Below are 17,515 nucleotides of genomic sequence, written 5' to 3' on the forward strand. Positions count from 1 at the left end.
TGCGGTTCGCCGCCGAAACGAGGAATGCCGGCGAATCGGGGGCGAGTCGAACTATCCAGTGGACTATAACGTGTTCCAGTTCTGTCATCGTGCGGTGCCATGATCACGGAGCCATCGGGACGAGAAGGAAACTCGGCAGGAGTTCACCTGCCGAGCCGCCTTCCATTGTGTCGCTTGGGGTTTACGATCCGGTCAGTCTTGCGACTATGGGTGCGAAGTTCTCGAGTTGCTTTCGGGGGATTGTGATGTAGCTGATTCCCAGTGTGTCGCGGCGTTGTTCGAGTTGGTCGATGATCTGGTCGACCGAGCCGATGAGGGCGTTCGGATGATTCAACAGCGTCTCCGGTTGGAGGTCGGGAACTGCCGCGCTCAGCACCGATGCCCATCGCCGTAGCGCGGTGTCGCGGTCGGTTGTGACTTCCAGGCAGTAGGGTGAGGTCTCCAGTTCCAGTGTGGGGAATCGGTCTCCGGCGGCGTCGCGGACGAGGCGGGCTCGTCGTGCCGTTTCTTGCATTGGCGTGCGGCCGAACTTGTCGACGGGCGTCCAAGGAGCGTTGGCCAGGCTGACGATGTCGGCTTCCCGGGCTGCCAGGGACAGCACCCGTTTGCGGGATCCGCCGATCATGATCGGCGGATGTGGGCGCTGCACCGGTGCCGGCAGGCCGGAGTAACCGCTGACCTCGACGTGTCGGCCGTGGTGGTCGATCGGTTCACCGGAGCAGTGGGCTTTGATCAGCGCGACCACTTCTTCCAGCTTGGACACCCGCTGCGGTGCTTCCTCGAAAGACAGGCCCATCGCTGTGTATTCGCCGCTGTTGGTGCCCGCACCGATACCGAATTCCAGCCGGCCATCGGAGAGCATATCGATGGTGGATGCTTCCTTCGCCAGTGCGGCGGGGACGTGGTAGTCGACGCAGAACACCCGACAGCCGACCCGCAAGGTGGTGGTCCACGCGGCGGCGGCGGCGATCGCGGCGATCGGGGCGAGGTGCTGGGGTCGTAGCAGGGTGCGATCGCTGACCGGGCCGGGCCCGATGTAGTGATCGGCGAGAAACAGGGTGGAGTATCCGAGGTCTTCGACCTTGCGGGCGAGGTCACGCCACTGGTCTGCGGAGGTGGCCGTGGTTGTTTGCACGGCGAAACGGAAGGGCCGCATTCGGGTCGCCTAGGGGCAGACGTAGCCGCCGTCGACCGGCAGCGCGATGCCGGTGACGAACGACGAGTCGTCGCAGGCGAGGAACAGTGCGGCCGTTGCCAGTTCGCTGGACAGTCCCCAGCGGGCCATGGGCGCCGGGGGACGGTACCCCTCGGTGGGCGGGAGCGGATTTTCCCTCGACCCCGGCACCAGGCCGGTCCAGGTCATACCAGGGCACAGTGCGTTGATCCGAATGCCCTGTTGGGCGAAATCGAGTGCGGCCGCCTTGGTCATCTGGATGACACCCCCCTTGGACGCCCCGTAGATCGCGTTCTTCTCCCAGCCGACCAGCCCGGCCGCCGAGGATGTGTTGATGACCGAACCGCCGCCCGTGCGGAGCATCGCGGTGATCCCGTACTTCATGCCGAGGAACACACTCTTGAGGTTGACCGCGAGAACACGGTCGTAGTCTTCCTCGGTTTGCTCGGTGATGAGTTTCTTCGGGCCGCCGAATCCGGCGTTGTTGAACAGGATGTCCAGTCGGCCGAAATTGTCTTCGGCGGCGGCGATGATCCGCTGTACATCGGCGGATACGCTGACGTCGGCATGCACCGCTGCCGCGGCGGCGCCGATGGCTGCCGCGGCGTCCTTCTCCTCGCCGCTGATGTCCGCGCAGACGACCTTCGCGCCTTCTTGGGCGAACAGTTCGGCACTCGCGCGACCGATTCCGGACCCCGCTCCGGTGATGACCGCGACCTTGCCAGCCAACCGTCCCATGTTCTTCACTCCGTTACTTGTCGGTCGTAGGGATTGATCTGTCGTGACGAAGCCCCACCCTCACCAGCGGGTGGGTTCTCCGCTGTCGAGTCGCAGGGGGCGCAGATACGACAGATCGTCCCGGTCGCGCGTGCCGTGGTAGTAGCCCTGGCTGGTGAAGTATTCGGAGTGCAGTGCGGACGCGTCCGCGGTGAACATCAGTTCGACCGTCGAACGCCGCACGACGATTCGCCATTGTCCGTCGCGTTTCTCCAGCCGGTCGATATACCGGCCGCCGATCACCTGCGCTGTCTTGCGGTCCCGGCCGAGCATCATGCCCAGGGAGTAGCTTTCGCAGTGGGCGACGTTCCCGTCGATCTCACAGCTGTGTGTGGTGATGTTGTGCAGATGGTTCGCGGTCGTCGCCGCGTGGGTGTGGTTTGCCCATTCGCCGTAGGCGGGGCCGGTGTTGACGGCATCGCCGTGCTCGTCGAGGCCGTCGGCATGGTAAGCGCTCGAGATCATCTCGGCGTCGTGCCGATCGCAGCCGCGAGCATGGCGTGCGATGCAGTCGAGGATCGCGGTGCGGTCCATCAGGTATTGGACATCGCGCTGCAACCGCTGCAGGTCTGGATCAATCACGCCACGACCTCCTGTCCGACCAGCGTGGTGTGGTGCATCAAGCGGCGGGAGGTGGGCTCGAAACCGAGTTGACGGCTGAACGCCACCAGGCTGTCGTCATCGATGTCGGCGCCTCGGAAGACCACGACGCCGTAGCGGTCCAATGCGGCTCGAATGTCTTCGGCGACACCGTCTTCCAGGAACTGGGAGCCTGCCGGCCCCGTGTATTCGACCCCTATCTCGGTCATGGAACCTCCTCTTATCTTTGGTGCCAACAACAAGAATGAAACTATCATGCACGATTACGGACTACCTGAAAACGAGAATGATATTCTTTCACCGCTGGACGGCTGGTCCGGGCATGTTTTGTCAACTGATCCGACGCTGTCGCCGGGACCGATCGGGTCGTGATGTGGAAGGTGAAACCGCTGTGATGGACCTGCGTGTGGTGACGGAGTCGAGGATGACCATGGGCGAGGCCCCGGTCTGGGACGTCGATCGGCAACGGCTGTACTGGATCGACGTGTTCGGCGCTGCGGTGTGGCAGTGCTCGCTCGACGGGAAGGGCTTGCGGCACACGAAGTTTCCCGCCACTGCGATCGCTTCTCTTGCCCTGCGGCAAGACGGCGGGGCGATCGTCACCGCCGGCGGCAAGGTATCGCTGTTCGACCTGGACTCCGGCGAGACGGAGTTGATCTTCGATGCGGACCTGGGCGAGGGCTACGGCTTCAACGACGGCACCGTCGATCGGCAGGGCCGGTTCGTCACCGGCATGGCCGACGGTGCGTTGATCCGAGCCCTCGCCTCCGGGGACCGCGGTGAGTTGCGGCCCGCGGGCAAGATCTATCGCATCGACCACGATCTCAGCGTCCACACCATCGGCGACCCGATCGGGGTCACCAACGGCCCGGCCTTCGACCGCGACGGTACGACGTTCTTTTGTAACGACAGTGCTCTGCGGTGCGTCTACGCCTGGAACTACGACCCTGCGACCGGCGAGGCCACCGATCGCAGAGTGGTGACACGATTCGACGACGGCGAGGCCATCCCGGACGGCACCGCCGTCGATGACGAGGGCTACCTGTGGATAGCCGCCTATCACGGTGGCGAGGTTCGCAGATATGCGCCCGACGGGTCGCTCGACCGCCGCGTTCCCCTACCGGTGTCCAGTCCTACCAGCCTCGCTTTCGCCGGTTCGGAACTCGACGTTCTCGTAGTGACCTCCCGTGGTGTCGCGGCGGAGGGAAGGGGTCTGGTTCCCAGTGCCGCCTCCACGCGGCAGGCCGACGGGCTGGTGCTGTCCGTTCATGGACTCGGTGTCCGTGGTCTGCCGGAAACGAAATTCGGCTGACTTCCGCCGGGTGCGCATGCGAACTGGTCGACATCGTCACCGACCTCGGGACCGCCGAAGCCGCTCCGACTGATCGCTCTCACGAGAGGCAATAATGCCTCGGCTCGATCGGAGGACGTTGGGCGATCGACCAATATTTCACCTGCGCGTCCGCATCCACCGGGACATCACCACATGATCGAGCTTGACGCGGACTTCGTGTCGATGCTAATTATGAGACGGACTTAATATTGGGCGTTCGACTAACAAGCACTGCGACTGACAGCTCCGGCCGCAGCGCGAGCGAACCGAGGCCCTTCGGACGATCCGGCGTCATACCCACTACTGAACGCCGTTCGTCCCCCTTGCGCCCATCGATGACCGAAGGAAGCCGAAATGTCATCCACGGAACAGGAATCGACCGACGCTCGCGCGGACGCGCCGGCCGGTGGCCGGCTGCTCATCGGCGGGCAGTTGATCGAGGCCGAACGCACCTTCCCGTCGCTGAACCCCGCGACCGGCGACGTGTTCGGGTACGCCCCGGACGCGACCGTTGCCCAGGCCGAGGCGGCTGTCGCCGCCGCGCGCCATGCTTTCGACACGACCGACTGGGCCACGAATGTGGCGCTGCGGGAACGATGCCTCGACCAGTTCCATCAGGCGCTGCGCGATCATGTCGAAGAACTGCGCGAGCTGTCGATCGCCGAGGTGGGTTCGACTGTGTCGCTGACGCGGGCCGGGCAACTCGAGGCTCCGATCGAGATCGTCCGGTACTACGCCGATCTGCTGAAGACCTACGAGTTCACCGAGAATTTCGGCTCGGTCGAGTATCTGGGGCAGCAGCATCGCCGCTGGGTGGAGAAGGAGGCGACCGGCGTGGTCGCCGCGATCGTGGCCTACAACTATCCGAACCAGCTGGCACTGGCCAAACTGGCCCCGGCCCTGGCGGCCGGATGCACGGTCGTGCTCAAGGCCGCGCCGGACACCCCGCTGACGACGCTGGCCCTCGGCGAGCTGATCGCCCGATACACCGACATCCCCGCCGGGGTGGTGAACGTCCTGTCCTCGTCGGAGGTCGCCGTCGGCGAGCTGTTGACCACGCACCCGGATGTCGATGCCATCACGTTCACCGGTTCGACGGCGGTGGGCCGCACGATCATGACCGCGGCCGCCGGCTCGCTGAAGCGGGTGTTCCTGGAGCTGGGCGGCAAATCGGCGGCGATCGTGCTCGACGACGCGGACTACGCGTCGATCGGTCCCTACGCGGCCTTCGGCATCACGATTCACGCGGGACAGGGCTGCGCCCTCAACTCGCGGCTCCTGGTTCCGCGCAAGGACCACGACGAGATCGTGGCGGCCGTCGCGGCGAGCTTCGCGCGTGTCCGGTACGGAGATCCGCGCGACCGCAAGACGTACATGGGACCACTGATCAGCGAACGGCAGCGCGACAAGGTGCACGGCCTGGTGCAGCGGGCGGTGGCGGCCGGCGCCACGCTGGTGACCGGCGGCGCGAAGGTGGATCCGGGCTTCTTCTATCAGCCGACCCTGCTGGCCGGGGTGGACCCGGACAGCGAGATCGCGCAGGAGGAAGTGTTCGGACCGGTCCTCGCGGTGATCCCGTACGACGATGACGACGACGCGGTGCGCATCGCCAACCACTCCGTGTACGGACTGTCGGGTGCGGTGTTCAGCGCCGACGAGCAGCGTGCGCTGACCGTGGCACGCCGGATCCGGACCGGCACCTTCAGCGTCAACGGCGGCAACTACTTCCACCCCGACGTCCCCTTCGGCGGTTACAAGCAGTCCGGCATCGGCAGGGAGATGGGCGCCGCGGGCTTGGAGGAGTTCCTGGAGCGCAAGACCCTCGCCTCGGTACTCGGGTAGTCGGTCGTCGGGGTGGAAACACTGTGCGACAGAGGGATACGAAAGGAACGACATGGTCAAACGGACACGGTACAGCGAGTACAAGGATCGCTACGCCAACTACCGCTTCGAACTCGACGCGGACGGCATCCTGCTCATGCAGTGCCACACCGACGGCGGATCCCTGATCTGGGACTGGAAGTCGCACGACGGTATGGCCGATGCCTTCGCCGACGTCGCCGGCGACCGTGAGATCAAAGTGCTGATCCACACCGGCACCGGGGAGAACTACAACGCCGACTGGGGTTACATGCCCGACGGTTCGCTCATCGATCCGCCGATCTACCAGGCCATGCCCGGTGATCGCGGACTGTGGAAGCTGGACGAGAAGGCCTGGTACAACCGGAATCTCATGTTCAACGTGCTGAACGTGGACGTGCCGATGATCAGCGCGGTGAACGGGCCCTGCAATATCCACTCCGAGGTCCCGTTGATGGGCGATATCGTGCTCGCCTCGGAAGACGCGTGGTTCCAGGATGTTTCGCACTTCCCGCGAGGTCAGGTGCCCGGTGACGGGCAACATGTGATCTGGAACTTCCTGGTGGGCCACAACCGCGGCCGCTATCTGCTGCTGACCGGCAAGAAGCTCTCCGCCCAGGAGGCGTTGGACTGGGGTGCGGTCGCCGAGGTGCTGCCGAAGGACCAATTGCTGGATCGGGCCTGGGAACTGGCCCGGGATCTGGTGAAGCGACCGCCGTTGACGCTGCGCTACACCCGCCAGCTGTTCACCCACCAACTCAAGCGGGCCTTCCTGGATCAGATGGGCCAGGGCATCGGCTTCGAGACCTACGCCCAGCGCGCGTTCTTCCCGGCCGGCGGCCGGATGGAGCCGCTGGACCGGGCCTGGGACGACAAGCCGTGGAGCGGCGAGGCAGAACCGCACCCGCAGGATTAGCGAGATACACAGCGCCGGAAGGTTTCCCCATGCACGCTCTGGACGGGGTCCGGGTTCTGGACCTGGGCACCTATATCGCCGGACCGTTCTGCGCGACGGTGCTCGGCGAGTTCGGCGCCGAGGTGATCAAGGTCGAACGCCCCGGTGCCGGTGATCATCTGCGCCGGTTCGGCACGGAGACCGACTGCGGCGATACCCTCGTCTGGCTGAGCGAGGCCCGCAACAAGCGGTCGGTGACGTTGAACCTCGCTGACGAGCGCGGCCGGAAACTCTTGCGGGAGTTGATCGCCGAGACCGATGTGGTGATCGAGAACTTCCGCCCCGGGGTGATGGAACGCTGGGAGCTGGGCTTCCCGGAGATCCAGGCCATCAACCCGCGCACGATCCTGCTGCGCGTCTCCGCCTACGGCCAGACCGGTCCGGAGTCAGACCAGCCCGGATTCGCCCGGATCGCGCACGCGTTCGCGGGGCTGGCCTACCTGGCCGGCGACCCGCAGGGCCCGCCGGTGACACCGGGGTCCACCTCACTGGCGGACTATATGACCGGGTTGTACGGGGTGATCGGTGTACTGCTGGCGCTTCGGTCGCGCTCCGAGACCGGCCGCGGTCAGTGCATCGATCTGGCTCTGTACGAGACCGTCTTTCGCGTCCTCGACGAGCTGGCGCCGGCGTTCCAGCAGTTCGGCTTCGTGCGGGAGCGGATGGGCGCGGACACCGTGAACGTGGTGCCGCACAGTCACTATCGCACCGCCGACGACCGCTGGATCGCGATCGCCTGCTCGAACGACGAGATGTTCGCGCGGCTGGCGAAGGCGATGGGCTCACCGAATCTGGCCGACGCGGATCGGTTCGGGCCCAAGGCTTCCCGGCTGGCCGCCCGGGACGAGGTCAATACCATCGTGACCGATTGGGTGGGCGGCTTGCCGCGGGAGGAGGTGCTGGCCCGTTGCCGGGCCGCCGAAGTGCCCGCGGGACCGTTGAATTCGATCGCCGATATCTTCACCGATCGGCAATTCGCCCACCGCGGCACCATCACCCATGCCGACTCCCGCATCGGGCCGCTGGCGGTACCGGGCGTGATTCCGGCGCTCTCGGACACCCCCGGCGAGATCCGATGGCTGGGACCGGCTCTCGGGGCCGACACCGACGCTGTGCTGCGAGAGCTGCTGCACCGCGACCTCGACGAAATCACTCGGCTGCGCAGCGATGGCGTGGTCTGACATACCCAGCAAGAAAGGTTCACCATGGCGATTCAAGACAAACTGGCCACGGGACGAGGAAAGTTCACCACTCAATATCCCGAGTTGGGCACGGGCCCGGTCGATTACGACGACGCGGTGTCCGAGGAGTTCTTCCGGGCCGAGCGGGAGGCGGTGTTCAAGCGGTCCTGGCTGAAAGTCGGCCGCATGGAACAGCTTCCGCGCACCGGTAGCTACTTCACCCGGGAACTGACCGGCCTCGGCTCGATCGTCGTCGTGCGGCAGGCCGACGGCACTGTCAAAGCGCTGCACAACATCTGCGCGCACCGCGGCAACAAGGTGGTGTGGCAGGAACATCCGGCGGCGGAGTCCGAGGGGTCCTGCCGGGTGTTCACCTGCAAGTACCACGGCTGGCGCTACGGGCTCGACGGCAAGGTCGCGCACGTCACCCAGGAGGACCAGTTCTTCGACCTCGACAAGGGCGCCCTGGGCATGCCGGAGTTGCACTGCGACGTCTGGGCCGGATTCATCTTCGTGAATTTCGATCCGCACGCGCAGCCGCTGCGGTCCTTCCTCGGTGAGAAGTTCGTCGAGGTGGAGAGTTACCCGTTCGAGCAGTTGACCGAGCGCTACGCCTACAAGACCACGGTCAAGGGCAACTGGAAACTGTCGATCGACACGATTCTGGAGTGGTATCACCCGCCGTACGTGCACGGCCGGTTCATCAATCCGGATGTGTCGAAGGCGGAGAAGCTGGTGCCGCCGCCGGACTCGTACTACTACGACCTGTTCGCCTCGCACATGCTGAATTCGGTGCCCGGCCCGCCGCCGCTGCCGCCGCGCGCCCCCGGCGAACTCGGCCCGGCGAAGCGGGATCAGCGCTGGATCTACAAACTGCTGCGCGCCGGCCTGTTCGGCCCCGACGACATTCCCGACCTCGGCACGCTGCCTGATGTGCTGAATCCCGGCCGGATCAAGTCCTGGGGCAACGACGCCTACTGGTTGTTCCCGAACTTCTCGGTGCAGATCTGGGCTCGCAACTACTACATCACCTACCAGTACTGGCCCGAGGCGGTCGACTCGCACAGCTATGAGCTCGACATCTTCTTCGCGCCACCGCGGAACGCCGCCGAGCGGCTGGCGCAGGAGATGACCGCGCAGACCACCATCGAATTCGCGATGCAGGATTCGAACACCGTGGAGGCGACCCATTCGGCGCTGGCCACCGGCGCCAACCGGCAATTCCACCTGTCGGATCAGGAATTGATGATCCGCAACTTCCACAAGGTCATCCGGGACACCGTGGCCGCCCACCAGACCCTCGACCAGAAATAGGAGCATCCGATGACGACCGCGGTTCTCCCCGCTGCATTCCGCGACCTGGAGCCCTATGTCGACGAGTGGGCCAAGCCCACCCGGCAGGAGCGCTACGACACCCGGCTCGCGAGCACCATCGAACAACTCGACGCGTTCTACGACGCCATCGCCCCGCACGCCGAGGCGGCCATCGAATACCTCAACACGTTCGACCTGAACGAGCTCCCGGACCCCGAGACCCGGCTGATGCAGCTGATGTATTCACTGGTCATGGTCTCCTACCCGGTGAACGTGTTCAAACAGCCGCGCATCCCCGATTCCGGCGCCGCGTTCTTCGATACCGTCAGCGAACCCGCGGTCTGAGGAAATTCGCATGAAGACAGCAATCGTCACCGGAGCCGGCTCGGGTATCGGTCGCGCCATCGCCCACCGGCTCGCCGAGGACGGCTGTGCCGTCGCAGTCCTGGACCTCAACTCCGATTCGGCCGGCCGTGTCGCCGGCGAGATCGGCGAAAAGGGGAATACGGCAGCCGCCTTCGGTGGAGTCGATGTCTCGGATCGTGGCCAGGTCGATGCCGCGATCCAGCAGATCCGGGATACCCTCGGTCCCCCCGCGGTCCTGGTCAACAACGCCGGCATCACCGGCTTCAAGAAGTTCCTCAACATCAGCGACGAGGTGTGGGACCGCACACTCGCGATCAACCTGAGCGGCCCGTTCTATTGCTGTCAGGCGGTCGTGCCCGACATGGTCGAAGCCGGGTGGGGCAGGATCGTGAACATCTCCTCCTCCAGTGCCCAGGGCGGCCAGCAGTTCATGGCCCACTATGTGGCATCCAAGGCCGGGCTGATCGGCATGACGAAATCACTCGCGCTGGAACTCGGGCCGTCCGGCATCACGGTCAACACCATCCCACCCGGGTTCGTGGACACCCCGATGCTGCGGAACTCCGAGGAGCACGGCCTGCTCGGCGGCACCATCGAACAGCACGCGGACCGCACCCCGGTCCGGCGGCCGGGCCGGCCCGAGGATATCGCCGCGGCCTGCTCTTTCCTGTGCTCGGACGAAGCCGGCTACATCACGGGCCAGATCGTCGGAGTCAACGGAGGCCGCAACACCTGACGAGCGAGCCGACCATGAACATGCGGTGAAGCGGCGACGCACATCCCGGAGATGGCACGACCCCATCTCCGGGAGTGCCCTCATCACGAAGGAGTTCCTTGCGATTATCCCCACTGCCCGCTGAGGAATGGGACGATCGGACCCGTGCGGCGTTTCGGTCCCTGCTTCCCAGAGATCGTCGCAATCCCGCAGGCGCCGGGACAGCGATGTCGACACTGGCCCGGCATCCGGACCTCGCCGAGGCATACCTGGCATTGGGTGTTCATCTGAACTTCCGCTCCACCTCGAGCCATCGCGCGCGGGAGTTCGTCGTACTGCGCGTGGCTCACCGGCGCCGCAATAGTTATATCTGGAGTGCTCATGTCCGCAGCGCTGTGGCACAGGGCCTGTCGGACCTGGAGATCGAAGCGGTCCGCAGCGGGCAACTGCCCGATGCCTGGGATCAGGCATTGATCGCCGCGGTCGATGAACTCGATGAGCGGTCCGAACTCACCGACCGCACCTGGGCGACGCTCGGGGAATTTCTCGATGAGCGGCAGAGGATGGACCTGATCTTCACTGTCGGTTGCTTCACCATGCTTTCCTTCGCCTACAACGCGTTCGGGGTCCAGCTCGAGACCGGTCCGTAGGTGTACCGGCGTCTTTGCGTATGGCCGGACCAGATGTCCGTGAGACAGGGCGGAGGAAATTGATGGGCGCTCAACGTGGAATAGGCTCGCGGAGTTCGCAGACTCAAGCCGACATCCTGCAAGCATGCCGCGAAGTGATGTTGGAACACGGCTATGCGGCAGTCACCAACCGTAGTGTCGCCACACGCGCGGGAGTAACGCCGGGGTTGGTTCAATATTACTTTCCCGACCTGGACAAACTGTTCATCACCGTTATCGAAGCGGGTATCGACGCCTCCGTGGCGCAACTGGAATCCGCCGCGGCCTCCGACGCTCCTTTGCGAGCGGTGTGGGAGTATGCCAACGATAAAGCCGGTGCGGCTCTGATGCTCGAGTTCATGGCCTTGGCCAATCACCGCAAGGCCATCGGACCTGTCATCGGACAAGGTGGCGAACGTATGCGGCAGGCCCTCGTGACCGCGATGGAACCAGCGCTGCGGCGATACGGTTCGGCGCCGCCCGCGGCCGTCATATTCTTGATGTCGGCCATACCGCGCATGATCCAACTCGAGCAGAATTACGGTACCGTTTCCGGTCACGCCGAGGTGATCGAAATGGTAGAGAATATCCTCGATCACATCGAACGCGATTCCGCCGAATCAAAATAGTCGGTGGTGGTGATCGCGCCGAGCAGGTTGAGCTCGATCGTGGTGCTCCCGTGAATCTCGTGAACCGCGCCCGGCACCGTACGGAACGAGCGACCGTACTCGTCCACATATTCCCAGTCCTGCTCGCTCTCGAGGTCTGAACTCGTGCGTGTGGTCACTACTATCAGCTCCGCGTCTGATCCCGCGCGTGTAGTCACCGCCAGCACCGGATGGTGATCCGCACGCATCGTGATGCTGTCTGACCACCTCCTGCCACGCGGAGTCATCCGCGTAGTCGGTCTGACGACGACGGCGTCGAAATCATCGCGAGCGGCGTAATCCGGCAGCGGCCTCATCGCCGAATCTCCCAGTCTCTCGTCAATCCGATTCACGATGCTATTCGATCCAGGATGGTGGCCGCGCGAGCCGGGGCGGCCCGAGTGACGGCTGGTCCAGGCAGGTCGGTGCCAACACCTGAATGTCAGGACACTCTCTTCGTGAGAGTCCACTTGCATGAACTATGGGAGTGCACTACCTTCATGAGAGTCAACTCTTACGAAGGGCGTTTTGCTTCATGTCTGCTCCGATCACCACCCCGGCCACCCGCACCGTCGTCCTGCCCACCGGAGTCCCCCTGACGATCGCCGAGTACGGCGACAACACCGACGGCCAGGCCGTGTTGATGCTGCACAGCGGCACCGGGCCGCGGACCATGGCGGGGATCTCGGCGGCGTTGTCCCAGCACGTGTATGTGATCACCCCGACTCATCCCGGCTTCGACGGCGCGCCTCGGCCGGAGGGGGTGGCCAGTGTTGCCGATCTTGCCGAGGCGTACCTGGATCTGCTCGATGTTCTCGAGTTGTCGGGTGTGATGGTGGTGGGTAACTCGGTGGGTGGTTGGGTCGCCGCCGAGATGGTGCTGCGCGACAATCATCAGCGGATCGGTGCGGTGGTGCTGATGAATGCCGTGGGCATTCACGCTCATGTGCCCAAGAACCAGGTCGTCGACACTCGCACTCTCAATCCCGCGGAGGTGGGGATGCGGTCGTTCGCGAATGCGGCGTTCCGGCCCGACTTCGGTGCGTTGCCGGCCGAGCAGCTCGCCGGGATCGCGGCTAACCAGAAGACCCTCGCGTTGTATGGGGGTGAGCACTTCACCTATGACCCCGGCCTGCGTGGGCGGTTGCGTCGCGTCACCGTGCCGGTGCTGGTGGTGTGGGGTGAGAAGGACGGTATCGCCCCACTGAAGTACGGGCGCGGTTACTGCGAGGAGTTCGCGGACGGTCACTTCGCGCCGATCGCGGACGCCGGTCACTTCCCACAGGTCGAACAGCTGGGCGCGACCCTCGAAGCCATCGGGAACTTCGTCGACACCGTCGTGAAGGCCGCCTGATCAACCACCCGTGGGCGCCGGACTCGTTCCGGCGCCCAGCGGGAGCCGGGTCAGGCGGCGGTTTCGGGGGAGTGGCGCCGGTGTCGAAGGCATCGGACACCCTCGGCGCCGTCGATTCGATTCAGTAGTTGCGGTCCGCCTGGGCGATATCGGGCAGCGGGGCGTTCCACGAGGTGAGAATGCGAAGCTTCTCGTGGGAGCTCGTGCCGGGCTGGGCGGACCACAGGACCAGTTGCTGGTCCGGATCGCCGGTGTATCGGAACGTGTCCCAGTCCAGGGTCAGCTCACCGACATCCGGATGGATGAGGGTCTTGGTGCCGAATTCCTGCCGCGCGACGTGACGGGCGGCCCACCATTGGCGGAACTGCGGATCGGCGATGGACAGCTCGCCCACCAGCGCCGACAGCTGCGGATCGGTGGGGTTGGTCGCGGCGTCCATGCGCAGGATCGCCACGCACGTCTTCGCCACCGCTTCCCAATCCGCGTAGAGGGTTCGCATGACCGGGTCCGTGAACACCATGCGTACGTAATTGCGTTGTCGCGGCGGCATTCTGGAGAAATCGGCCAATAGCGAGGCGGCCAGATGGTTCCAGGCGAGGATGTCGAGATAGCGGCCGAAAACCAGGGCCGGAGTGTCGGTGAGCTGGTCCAGCAACCGCTGGATCTGCGGCCGGACGATCAGTTGGCGACGCTTGGGTGCGCTGCGATGGTCGGCTCGGCGAGCCAGGCTTTCCACATACGCGCGCTGGTCGTCGTCCAGGCGCAACGCGTGCACGAGGGCCTCCAGGACCTGTTCGGACGGCGCGAGCCGCCCCTGCTCGACGCGCGTGTAATAGTCCTGACTGATGGCGACCAGGTCGGCGACCTCTTCACGGCGCAGACCGCTGACTCGGCGGGTGGAGTTGCCACGCACCGGTAGCCCCACTTCGGCGGGCGTGAGCTCGCCGCGCCGGGCCTTCAGAAAGCTACCCAGTTCCTGTAGGTGGGGCGCTCTATCGGTCATAGCCTCACGATATGCGGTGGCACGGTCGTGTGCCTGGGAGAATTTCTTCCTACCCTGCGGTTTCGGTTTTCTCCGCGGAGGATCTACGCACCAGGCACGAGCGTCTCGCATCCGATCCCGCAGATCCACGAATAGCACGATCACGGCGAAGCGCCCGCCGCGCATGAGAGTTCATGCGAGGCGGGCACTGCTGGGATATCGCTGACCGTCACTTCGGGAGCTACATTCAGCCAGCCAGGTTCTTGCCGAAGAACTCCTCCAGCCTCGCGACGGCCGGCGTGACGTATTCGTCCCGGTCGTACAGGTCGACGTGGGACGCGCCGCCGATGACGAACAATTCCTTCGGCTCGGCGGCCTTCTCGATGGCCTCGTCGCTGAAGTACTTGGTGTCGGCCTTCGACCCGGCGATCATCAGGAGCGGCCGGGGCGAGATCATCGCGATCTTGGCGTAGGCGTCGAACTGCGCGATGCGGTCGATGCTCTGCAGCGGCCACTTGTTCTCCGACCGCGGGTGTTGCCCGCGCGGGGTGCGGTAGTAGTCGTGCGCCTCGCGGAACAGATCCGGTGCGTCCTCGAGGCCTTCGGCGGTCGGCGGCGCCCAGATCTGGTAGTTCGGCTCCGCTCCCAGCGCCTCCGCGGTGCGCAACGCGCCTGCGGCGTCGAGCATTTCGTTCAGCACGGCCGGGTCCTGAGTGCGACCGAGGCCGTTGCTCAGGTAGTCGCCGATATCGAGGCCGCTGACCGTGGCGACGGCCCTGATCCGGTGATCGGTCTGCGCGGCGAAGGGCACATAACCGCCCGAGGCGCAGATGCCCAGCGCGCCGATGCGTTCGGGGTCGATGTCGTCGCGGGTGGTCAGATAGGTCACCGCGGATTTGACGTCCTCGCTGCGCTGGAAGGGATCCTCCAGGAAGCGCGGTTCGCCTTCACTCTCGCCCTGATAGGCGGCGTCGAAGACGAGGGCCGCGAAACCCTTGTCGGCCAGTCGTTTCGCATACACGCTGGCGGTCTGCTCCTTGACACCGCCGCCCGGGTGGGACACGACGACCGCGGGCATCCGCTCACCGGATCGGTCGTCCGGGGTGAACAGGATTCCGGCGAGACGGAGTCCGTTGCTCGGGAAGCTCACGCTGGTTTGCATGACGGTAGTTGTCCTTTCGGGGAGATTGCCTGGCTCGATGGCCACATATCGAGGTTCGCCCCGATCGCGGACGCCGACAATGGGAGAGATCTTTCCCAGGAAGCGCGATGACCAGGGTGAACGGCGCCACACCCGGACCACAATCGCCCGGTGGTCGCGGCGGTTGGCGGGCACGGGCGCCGACCGGCGCGCCGAACTGGCCGCAGGCGGCGACCCCCGGCATCTGGAAGACCCGGGCGCGCGTGGAGGATTTCCGCTGCGAATACGTCGAGCAGGCGATCCAGCGACCGAGGCGCAGTTCTAGGTACCGGGGTCAGCAGCTCGATCGCGCCGAGCCGTGGCCCGCGTGGCGCTTCGCGGGCATTACCGCGAAGGCTCGGGATCAGCGCCTCGGAAACGTCGCGGTCGAGTCGATGCGGACTACGGCCCGAGGAACAGTTGTTCGCATGGCAGGCGCGGCAGCAGTCGACAGTCATCGACGGTGGAGCGCATGAGTTCCACTGCGCACCAGTGCCGTCGGTTCCCATCGTGGATCAGGTTCCGCACTGCTACCGCGGTCGCCGCGTAGTCGAAGACGACACCACCCAGCCGGATTCGTACGTGGACATCACCTGTCGTGGTGGTCATCGCAGGTCAGGCTTCGGTGGTCGCGGGCAGCAGGCCGAGTTGGGTCAGGAACGTCGCGTTGTCCCAGTAACCGCGGTGTTCGACGACCTTGCCGTTCTTCACCGCGAAAGTGTCGACGAGCGGGAACCGCACCGCCCGGCCGGTGGGTGGGACCTCGCCCTGCGGCGTGGCCAGCGGACCCGTATGGGTTCCCGAGAACCTCACTTCGGCGACCGCGCCGTCGCCGTCGTGCCAGATGTTGCGCACGTCGATCTTCAGATCCGGGAATGCGGTGATGAAGGTTTGGATCATGCCCCGCAGCTCGCTGATGCCCGATAATGGGCCGGACGGGAATTCGCACGCCACGTCATCGGAAAACGGGCTCGCCGCAAGCTCCACATCGCCGGTGTTCAATCCCTGGTAGTGCGCTTCGATGAAACCGCCCAGCAGCTCGTTCATATATGTGCCTCCGTATCGAAAATGGTCGGCCGGAATCGGGACACCATGGACGATATTTCGGATATTCGGCTCGATGTGTCCGAGAAATTGGACACTCGCGCGAGCGGTCACGACTCACGATCGAGTGCGGTCGGTGCGCAGCGAAACATCGAAAACACTGGGGACCGTGAGGGTTCGGGCTCGGCTGACGATTTCGGGTCGACGACCTCACACCCCGGGATGGTCGAGTGCGCCGAATCTTGCGGGTGTTCTCGCCATGCATGTGGGGACGCCTATCCGATCGTGTCGACGGGCCAGGCAAAAGGCGCCGACCGGACTCCGGTCGGCGCCTTGTGCTGTGGGGCGAGTCGCTTACTTGCCGACGGCGCTGAGGTCCTGTTCATCGATCGTCTTGAACGGCTCGTGCGTGGCGGGATCGAGGATTTCGTCGAGGTGCTGCTGGATCAGCTCCGGGGTGAGTTCTTTGCTGGTGAAGCCCTTGTTGAAGCCGAGTACCAGTCGCTGGACCTCGCCGCCCTGGGCCTGGAGAACCTCGCCGTTGACGGCGCATTCCTGATGCGCCAGATAGGCGACCACGGGGCTGACCAGCGAGGTCGGCAGGTTGTCGCGCATGAACTGCTTGAAATCGTCGGGCAGGTCCGCTTCGTCGGACATGCGGGTCGCGGCGGTGGGGGCGATGGCGTTGACCTTGATGCCTACCTCCTGGGCCTCGAAGGCGAGGGTGCGGGTGAAGGCGAAGATCGCGCCCTTCGCGGAGACGTAGGGCGTCTGCTCCGGGAAGCCGATCAGGGTGGGGGAGGTGGTGTTCACGACGCGACCGGATCCGCTCTCGATGAGGTGCGGCCAGGCGGCGGCGGTGACTCCGGCGGTGCCGAAGAAGTGGACCTCCATATGCTTGCGGATCGACGGCAGGATGCCGGCGTCGAAGGCGTGCACCTGGTTGATGCCGGCGTTGTTGACCAGGATGTCGAGGCGGCCGAACGCGTCGATCGCGGTCCGCACGATGCCCTCCGGCGCGTCGGTGACCGAATCGAAGTTCGCCACCGCGCGACCGCCGGCGGCGACGATCTCGGCCACCACCTGTTCCGCCGGAGTTCTGTCCGCTCCGGTGCCCTGGGCCGAGCCACCGAGATCGTTGACCACTACCGCCGCACCCCGTGATGCCAGGAACTTGGCGTGCGACGCGCCCAGGCCACGTCCCGAACCGGTGACTATGGCGACGCGTCCGTCGAATGACAGCATGAAATTCTCCTCGTTCAGGCCTTCGCAGGCAGCATGACCGCCACCGACGTCACGGGTTTGTGCGTGCTCGGTGCGCCTCGAGCACAAAATACTATATTTAATATCGTATGCAAGGTCCGG

Annotated in this window: 20 protein-coding genes; 11 read left to right on the forward strand and 9 right to left on the reverse strand. The window is 65.0% G+C overall.

Annotated features, from left to right (window positions below):
• Nucleotides 1-181: 181 nt before the first annotated feature.
• Genes JZ791_RS07730 through JZ791_RS07745 form a run of 4 tightly spaced genes read right to left on the reverse strand, consistent with a single transcriptional unit; the run spans nt 182 to nt 2,760 of the window.
• Nucleotides 182-1,156 carry a TIGR03621 family F420-dependent LLM class oxidoreductase gene (locus JZ791_RS07730; RefSeq protein WP_216893499.1) on the reverse strand — a complete coding sequence of 325 codons (975 nt, stop codon included), beginning with the start codon at nt 1,154-1,156 and terminating at the stop codon, nt 182-184.
• A 9-nt stretch (nt 1,157-1,165) separates the two neighbouring features.
• Nucleotides 1,166-1,912, reverse strand: a complete 747-nt coding sequence (locus JZ791_RS07735; protein ID WP_216893500.1) for an SDR family NAD(P)-dependent oxidoreductase — start codon at nt 1,910-1,912, stop codon at nt 1,166-1,168.
• A gap of 60 nt (nt 1,913-1,972) precedes the next feature.
• Nucleotides 1,973-2,533: a nuclear transport factor 2 family protein gene (locus JZ791_RS07740; protein WP_308162826.1), complete on the reverse strand. Its 561-nt coding sequence runs from the start codon at nt 2,531-2,533 to the stop codon at nt 1,973-1,975.
• Complete coding sequence (locus JZ791_RS07745; RefSeq protein ID WP_216893501.1) at nt 2,530-2,760, reverse strand: TauD/TfdA family dioxygenase; 231 nt, start codon at nt 2,758-2,760, stop codon at nt 2,530-2,532. Before JZ791_RS07745 ends, JZ791_RS07740 begins: the two co-directional genes overlap by 4 nt.
• A gap of 185 nt (nt 2,761-2,945) precedes the next feature.
• Here JZ791_RS07745 and JZ791_RS07750 point away from each other — a divergent pair, with 185 nt between their 5' ends.
• The 9 genes from JZ791_RS07750 to JZ791_RS07790 all read left to right on the forward strand — a co-directional run bounded on the left by JZ791_RS07750 (nt 2,946) and on the right by JZ791_RS07790 (nt 11,572).
• A complete protein-coding gene (locus JZ791_RS07750) occupies nt 2,946-3,863 on the forward strand; it encodes an SMP-30/gluconolactonase/LRE family protein (protein ID WP_216893502.1) in 918 nt (305 codons plus the stop codon).
• A 375-nt stretch (nt 3,864-4,238) separates the two neighbouring features.
• Nucleotides 4,239-5,726: an aldehyde dehydrogenase family protein gene (locus JZ791_RS07755; protein WP_216893503.1), complete on the forward strand. Its 1,488-nt coding sequence runs from the start codon at nt 4,239-4,241 to the stop codon at nt 5,724-5,726.
• Nucleotides 5,727-5,778: 52 nt separating this feature from the next.
• Nucleotides 5,779-6,660 carry an enoyl-CoA hydratase/isomerase family protein gene (locus tag JZ791_RS07760; protein WP_216893504.1) on the forward strand — a complete coding sequence of 294 codons (882 nt, stop codon included), beginning with the start codon at nt 5,779-5,781 and terminating at the stop codon, nt 6,658-6,660.
• A gap of 29 nt (nt 6,661-6,689) precedes the next feature.
• Nucleotides 6,690-7,880, forward strand: coding sequence for a CaiB/BaiF CoA transferase family protein (locus JZ791_RS07765; protein WP_216893505.1), 1,191 nt, complete (start codon nt 6,690-6,692; stop codon nt 7,878-7,880).
• A gap of 24 nt (nt 7,881-7,904) precedes the next feature.
• Nucleotides 7,905-9,194, forward strand: a complete 1,290-nt coding sequence (locus JZ791_RS07770; protein WP_216893506.1) for an aromatic ring-hydroxylating oxygenase subunit alpha — start codon at nt 7,905-7,907, stop codon at nt 9,192-9,194.
• A 9-nt stretch (nt 9,195-9,203) separates the two neighbouring features.
• Nucleotides 9,204-9,539: a hypothetical protein gene (locus JZ791_RS07775; RefSeq protein ID WP_216893507.1), complete on the forward strand. Its 336-nt coding sequence runs from the start codon at nt 9,204-9,206 to the stop codon at nt 9,537-9,539.
• A gap of 10 nt (nt 9,540-9,549) precedes the next feature.
• Nucleotides 9,550-10,296, forward strand: a complete 747-nt coding sequence (locus JZ791_RS07780; protein WP_216893508.1) for an SDR family NAD(P)-dependent oxidoreductase — start codon at nt 9,550-9,552, stop codon at nt 10,294-10,296.
• Nucleotides 10,297-10,502: 206 nt separating this feature from the next.
• Nucleotides 10,503-10,925 (forward strand): carboxymuconolactone decarboxylase family protein, encoded by a 423-nt coding sequence (locus JZ791_RS07785; protein WP_308162827.1) that lies wholly within the window; start codon nt 10,503-10,505, stop codon nt 10,923-10,925.
• Between the two features lie 62 nt (nt 10,926-10,987).
• Nucleotides 10,988-11,572 carry a TetR/AcrR family transcriptional regulator gene (locus JZ791_RS07790; RefSeq protein ID WP_216893510.1) on the forward strand — a complete coding sequence of 195 codons (585 nt, stop codon included), beginning with the start codon at nt 10,988-10,990 and terminating at the stop codon, nt 11,570-11,572.
• Here JZ791_RS07790 and JZ791_RS07795 read toward each other — a convergent pair.
• A complete protein-coding gene (locus tag JZ791_RS07795) occupies nt 11,539-11,730 on the reverse strand; it encodes a hypothetical protein (protein ID WP_216893511.1) in 192 nt (63 codons plus the stop codon). The two genes, JZ791_RS07790 and JZ791_RS07795, sit on opposite strands and share 34 nt — an antisense overlap.
• A 395-nt stretch (nt 11,731-12,125) precedes the next feature.
• On the opposite strand from JZ791_RS07795, the gene JZ791_RS07800 reads away from it, so the two are divergent.
• Nucleotides 12,126-12,944, forward strand: coding sequence for an alpha/beta fold hydrolase (locus tag JZ791_RS07800; RefSeq protein WP_216893512.1), 819 nt, complete (start codon nt 12,126-12,128; stop codon nt 12,942-12,944).
• Nucleotides 12,945-13,065: 121 nt separating this feature from the next.
• Here the strand turns inward: JZ791_RS07800 and JZ791_RS07805 are convergent, their stop codons facing one another.
• Nucleotides 13,066-13,947 carry a helix-turn-helix domain-containing protein gene (locus JZ791_RS07805; RefSeq protein ID WP_216893513.1) on the reverse strand — a complete coding sequence of 294 codons (882 nt, stop codon included), beginning with the start codon at nt 13,945-13,947 and terminating at the stop codon, nt 13,066-13,068.
• Nucleotides 13,948-14,173: 226 nt separating this feature from the next.
• Nucleotides 14,174-15,088 carry an alpha/beta hydrolase gene (locus JZ791_RS07810; RefSeq protein WP_216893514.1) on the reverse strand — a complete coding sequence of 305 codons (915 nt, stop codon included), beginning with the start codon at nt 15,086-15,088 and terminating at the stop codon, nt 14,174-14,176.
• A 107-nt stretch (nt 15,089-15,195) separates the two neighbouring features.
• Between JZ791_RS07810 and JZ791_RS07815 the strand changes: the two genes are divergently transcribed.
• Nucleotides 15,196-15,582 (forward strand): hypothetical protein, encoded by a 387-nt coding sequence (locus JZ791_RS07815; RefSeq protein WP_216893515.1) that lies wholly within the window; start codon nt 15,196-15,198, stop codon nt 15,580-15,582.
• A 139-nt stretch (nt 15,583-15,721) separates the two neighbouring features.
• On the opposite strand, the gene JZ791_RS07820 is transcribed toward JZ791_RS07815, so the two are convergent.
• Both JZ791_RS07820 and JZ791_RS07825 read right to left on the reverse strand, forming a co-directional pair.
• The gene (locus tag JZ791_RS07820) at nt 15,722-16,153 is read right to left on the reverse strand and encodes an ester cyclase (RefSeq protein WP_216893516.1); all 432 of its coding nucleotides are present in this window, start codon (nt 16,151-16,153) and stop codon (nt 15,722-15,724) included.
• A gap of 351 nt (nt 16,154-16,504) precedes the next feature.
• Nucleotides 16,505-17,395 (reverse strand): SDR family NAD(P)-dependent oxidoreductase, encoded by an 891-nt coding sequence (locus JZ791_RS07825; protein ID WP_216893517.1) that lies wholly within the window; start codon nt 17,393-17,395, stop codon nt 16,505-16,507.
• Nucleotides 17,396-17,515 lie beyond the last annotated feature (120 nt).

It is taken from the genome of Nocardia alni (assembly GCF_019038435.1).
Classification (GTDB): domain Bacteria; phylum Actinomycetota; class Actinomycetes; order Mycobacteriales; family Mycobacteriaceae; genus Nocardia; species Nocardia alni.

Bases quoted from the DNA above. Each gene is read 5' to 3' on its own strand.
- JZ791_RS07730 (WP_216893499.1), bottom strand. From the start codon at position 1,156: ATGCGGCCCTTCCGTTTCGCCGTGCAAACAACCACGGCCACCTCCGCA.
- JZ791_RS07735 (WP_216893500.1), bottom strand. From the start codon at position 1,912: ATGGGACGGTTGGCTGGCAAGGTCGCGGTCATCACCGGAGCGGGGTCC.
- JZ791_RS07745 (WP_216893501.1), bottom strand. From the start codon at position 2,760: ATGACCGAGATAGGGGTCGAATACACGGGGCCGGCAGGCTCCCAGTTC.
- JZ791_RS07750 (WP_216893502.1), top strand. From the start codon at position 2,946: ATGGACCTGCGTGTGGTGACGGAGTCGAGGATGACCATGGGCGAGGCC.
- JZ791_RS07755 (WP_216893503.1), top strand. From the start codon at position 4,239: ATGTCATCCACGGAACAGGAATCGACCGACGCTCGCGCGGACGCGCCG.
- JZ791_RS07760 (WP_216893504.1), top strand. From the start codon at position 5,779: ATGGTCAAACGGACACGGTACAGCGAGTACAAGGATCGCTACGCCAAC.
- JZ791_RS07765 (WP_216893505.1), top strand. From the start codon at position 6,690: ATGCACGCTCTGGACGGGGTCCGGGTTCTGGACCTGGGCACCTATATC.
- JZ791_RS07770 (WP_216893506.1), top strand. From the start codon at position 7,905: ATGGCGATTCAAGACAAACTGGCCACGGGACGAGGAAAGTTCACCACT.
- JZ791_RS07775 (WP_216893507.1), top strand. From the start codon at position 9,204: ATGACGACCGCGGTTCTCCCCGCTGCATTCCGCGACCTGGAGCCCTAT.
- JZ791_RS07780 (WP_216893508.1), top strand. From the start codon at position 9,550: ATGAAGACAGCAATCGTCACCGGAGCCGGCTCGGGTATCGGTCGCGCC.
- JZ791_RS07785 (WP_308162827.1), top strand. From the start codon at position 10,503: ATGTCGACACTGGCCCGGCATCCGGACCTCGCCGAGGCATACCTGGCA.
- JZ791_RS07790 (WP_216893510.1), top strand. From the start codon at position 10,988: ATGGGCGCTCAACGTGGAATAGGCTCGCGGAGTTCGCAGACTCAAGCC.
- JZ791_RS07800 (WP_216893512.1), top strand. From the start codon at position 12,126: ATGTCTGCTCCGATCACCACCCCGGCCACCCGCACCGTCGTCCTGCCC.
- JZ791_RS07805 (WP_216893513.1), bottom strand. From the start codon at position 13,947: ATGACCGATAGAGCGCCCCACCTACAGGAACTGGGTAGCTTTCTGAAG.
- JZ791_RS07810 (WP_216893514.1), bottom strand. From the start codon at position 15,088: ATGCAAACCAGCGTGAGCTTCCCGAGCAACGGACTCCGTCTCGCCGGA.
- JZ791_RS07815 (WP_216893515.1), top strand. From the start codon at position 15,196: ATGACCAGGGTGAACGGCGCCACACCCGGACCACAATCGCCCGGTGGT.
- JZ791_RS07820 (WP_216893516.1), bottom strand. From the start codon at position 16,153: ATGAACGAGCTGCTGGGCGGTTTCATCGAAGCGCACTACCAGGGATTG.
- JZ791_RS07825 (WP_216893517.1), bottom strand. From the start codon at position 17,395: ATGCTGTCATTCGACGGACGCGTCGCCATAGTCACCGGTTCGGGACGT.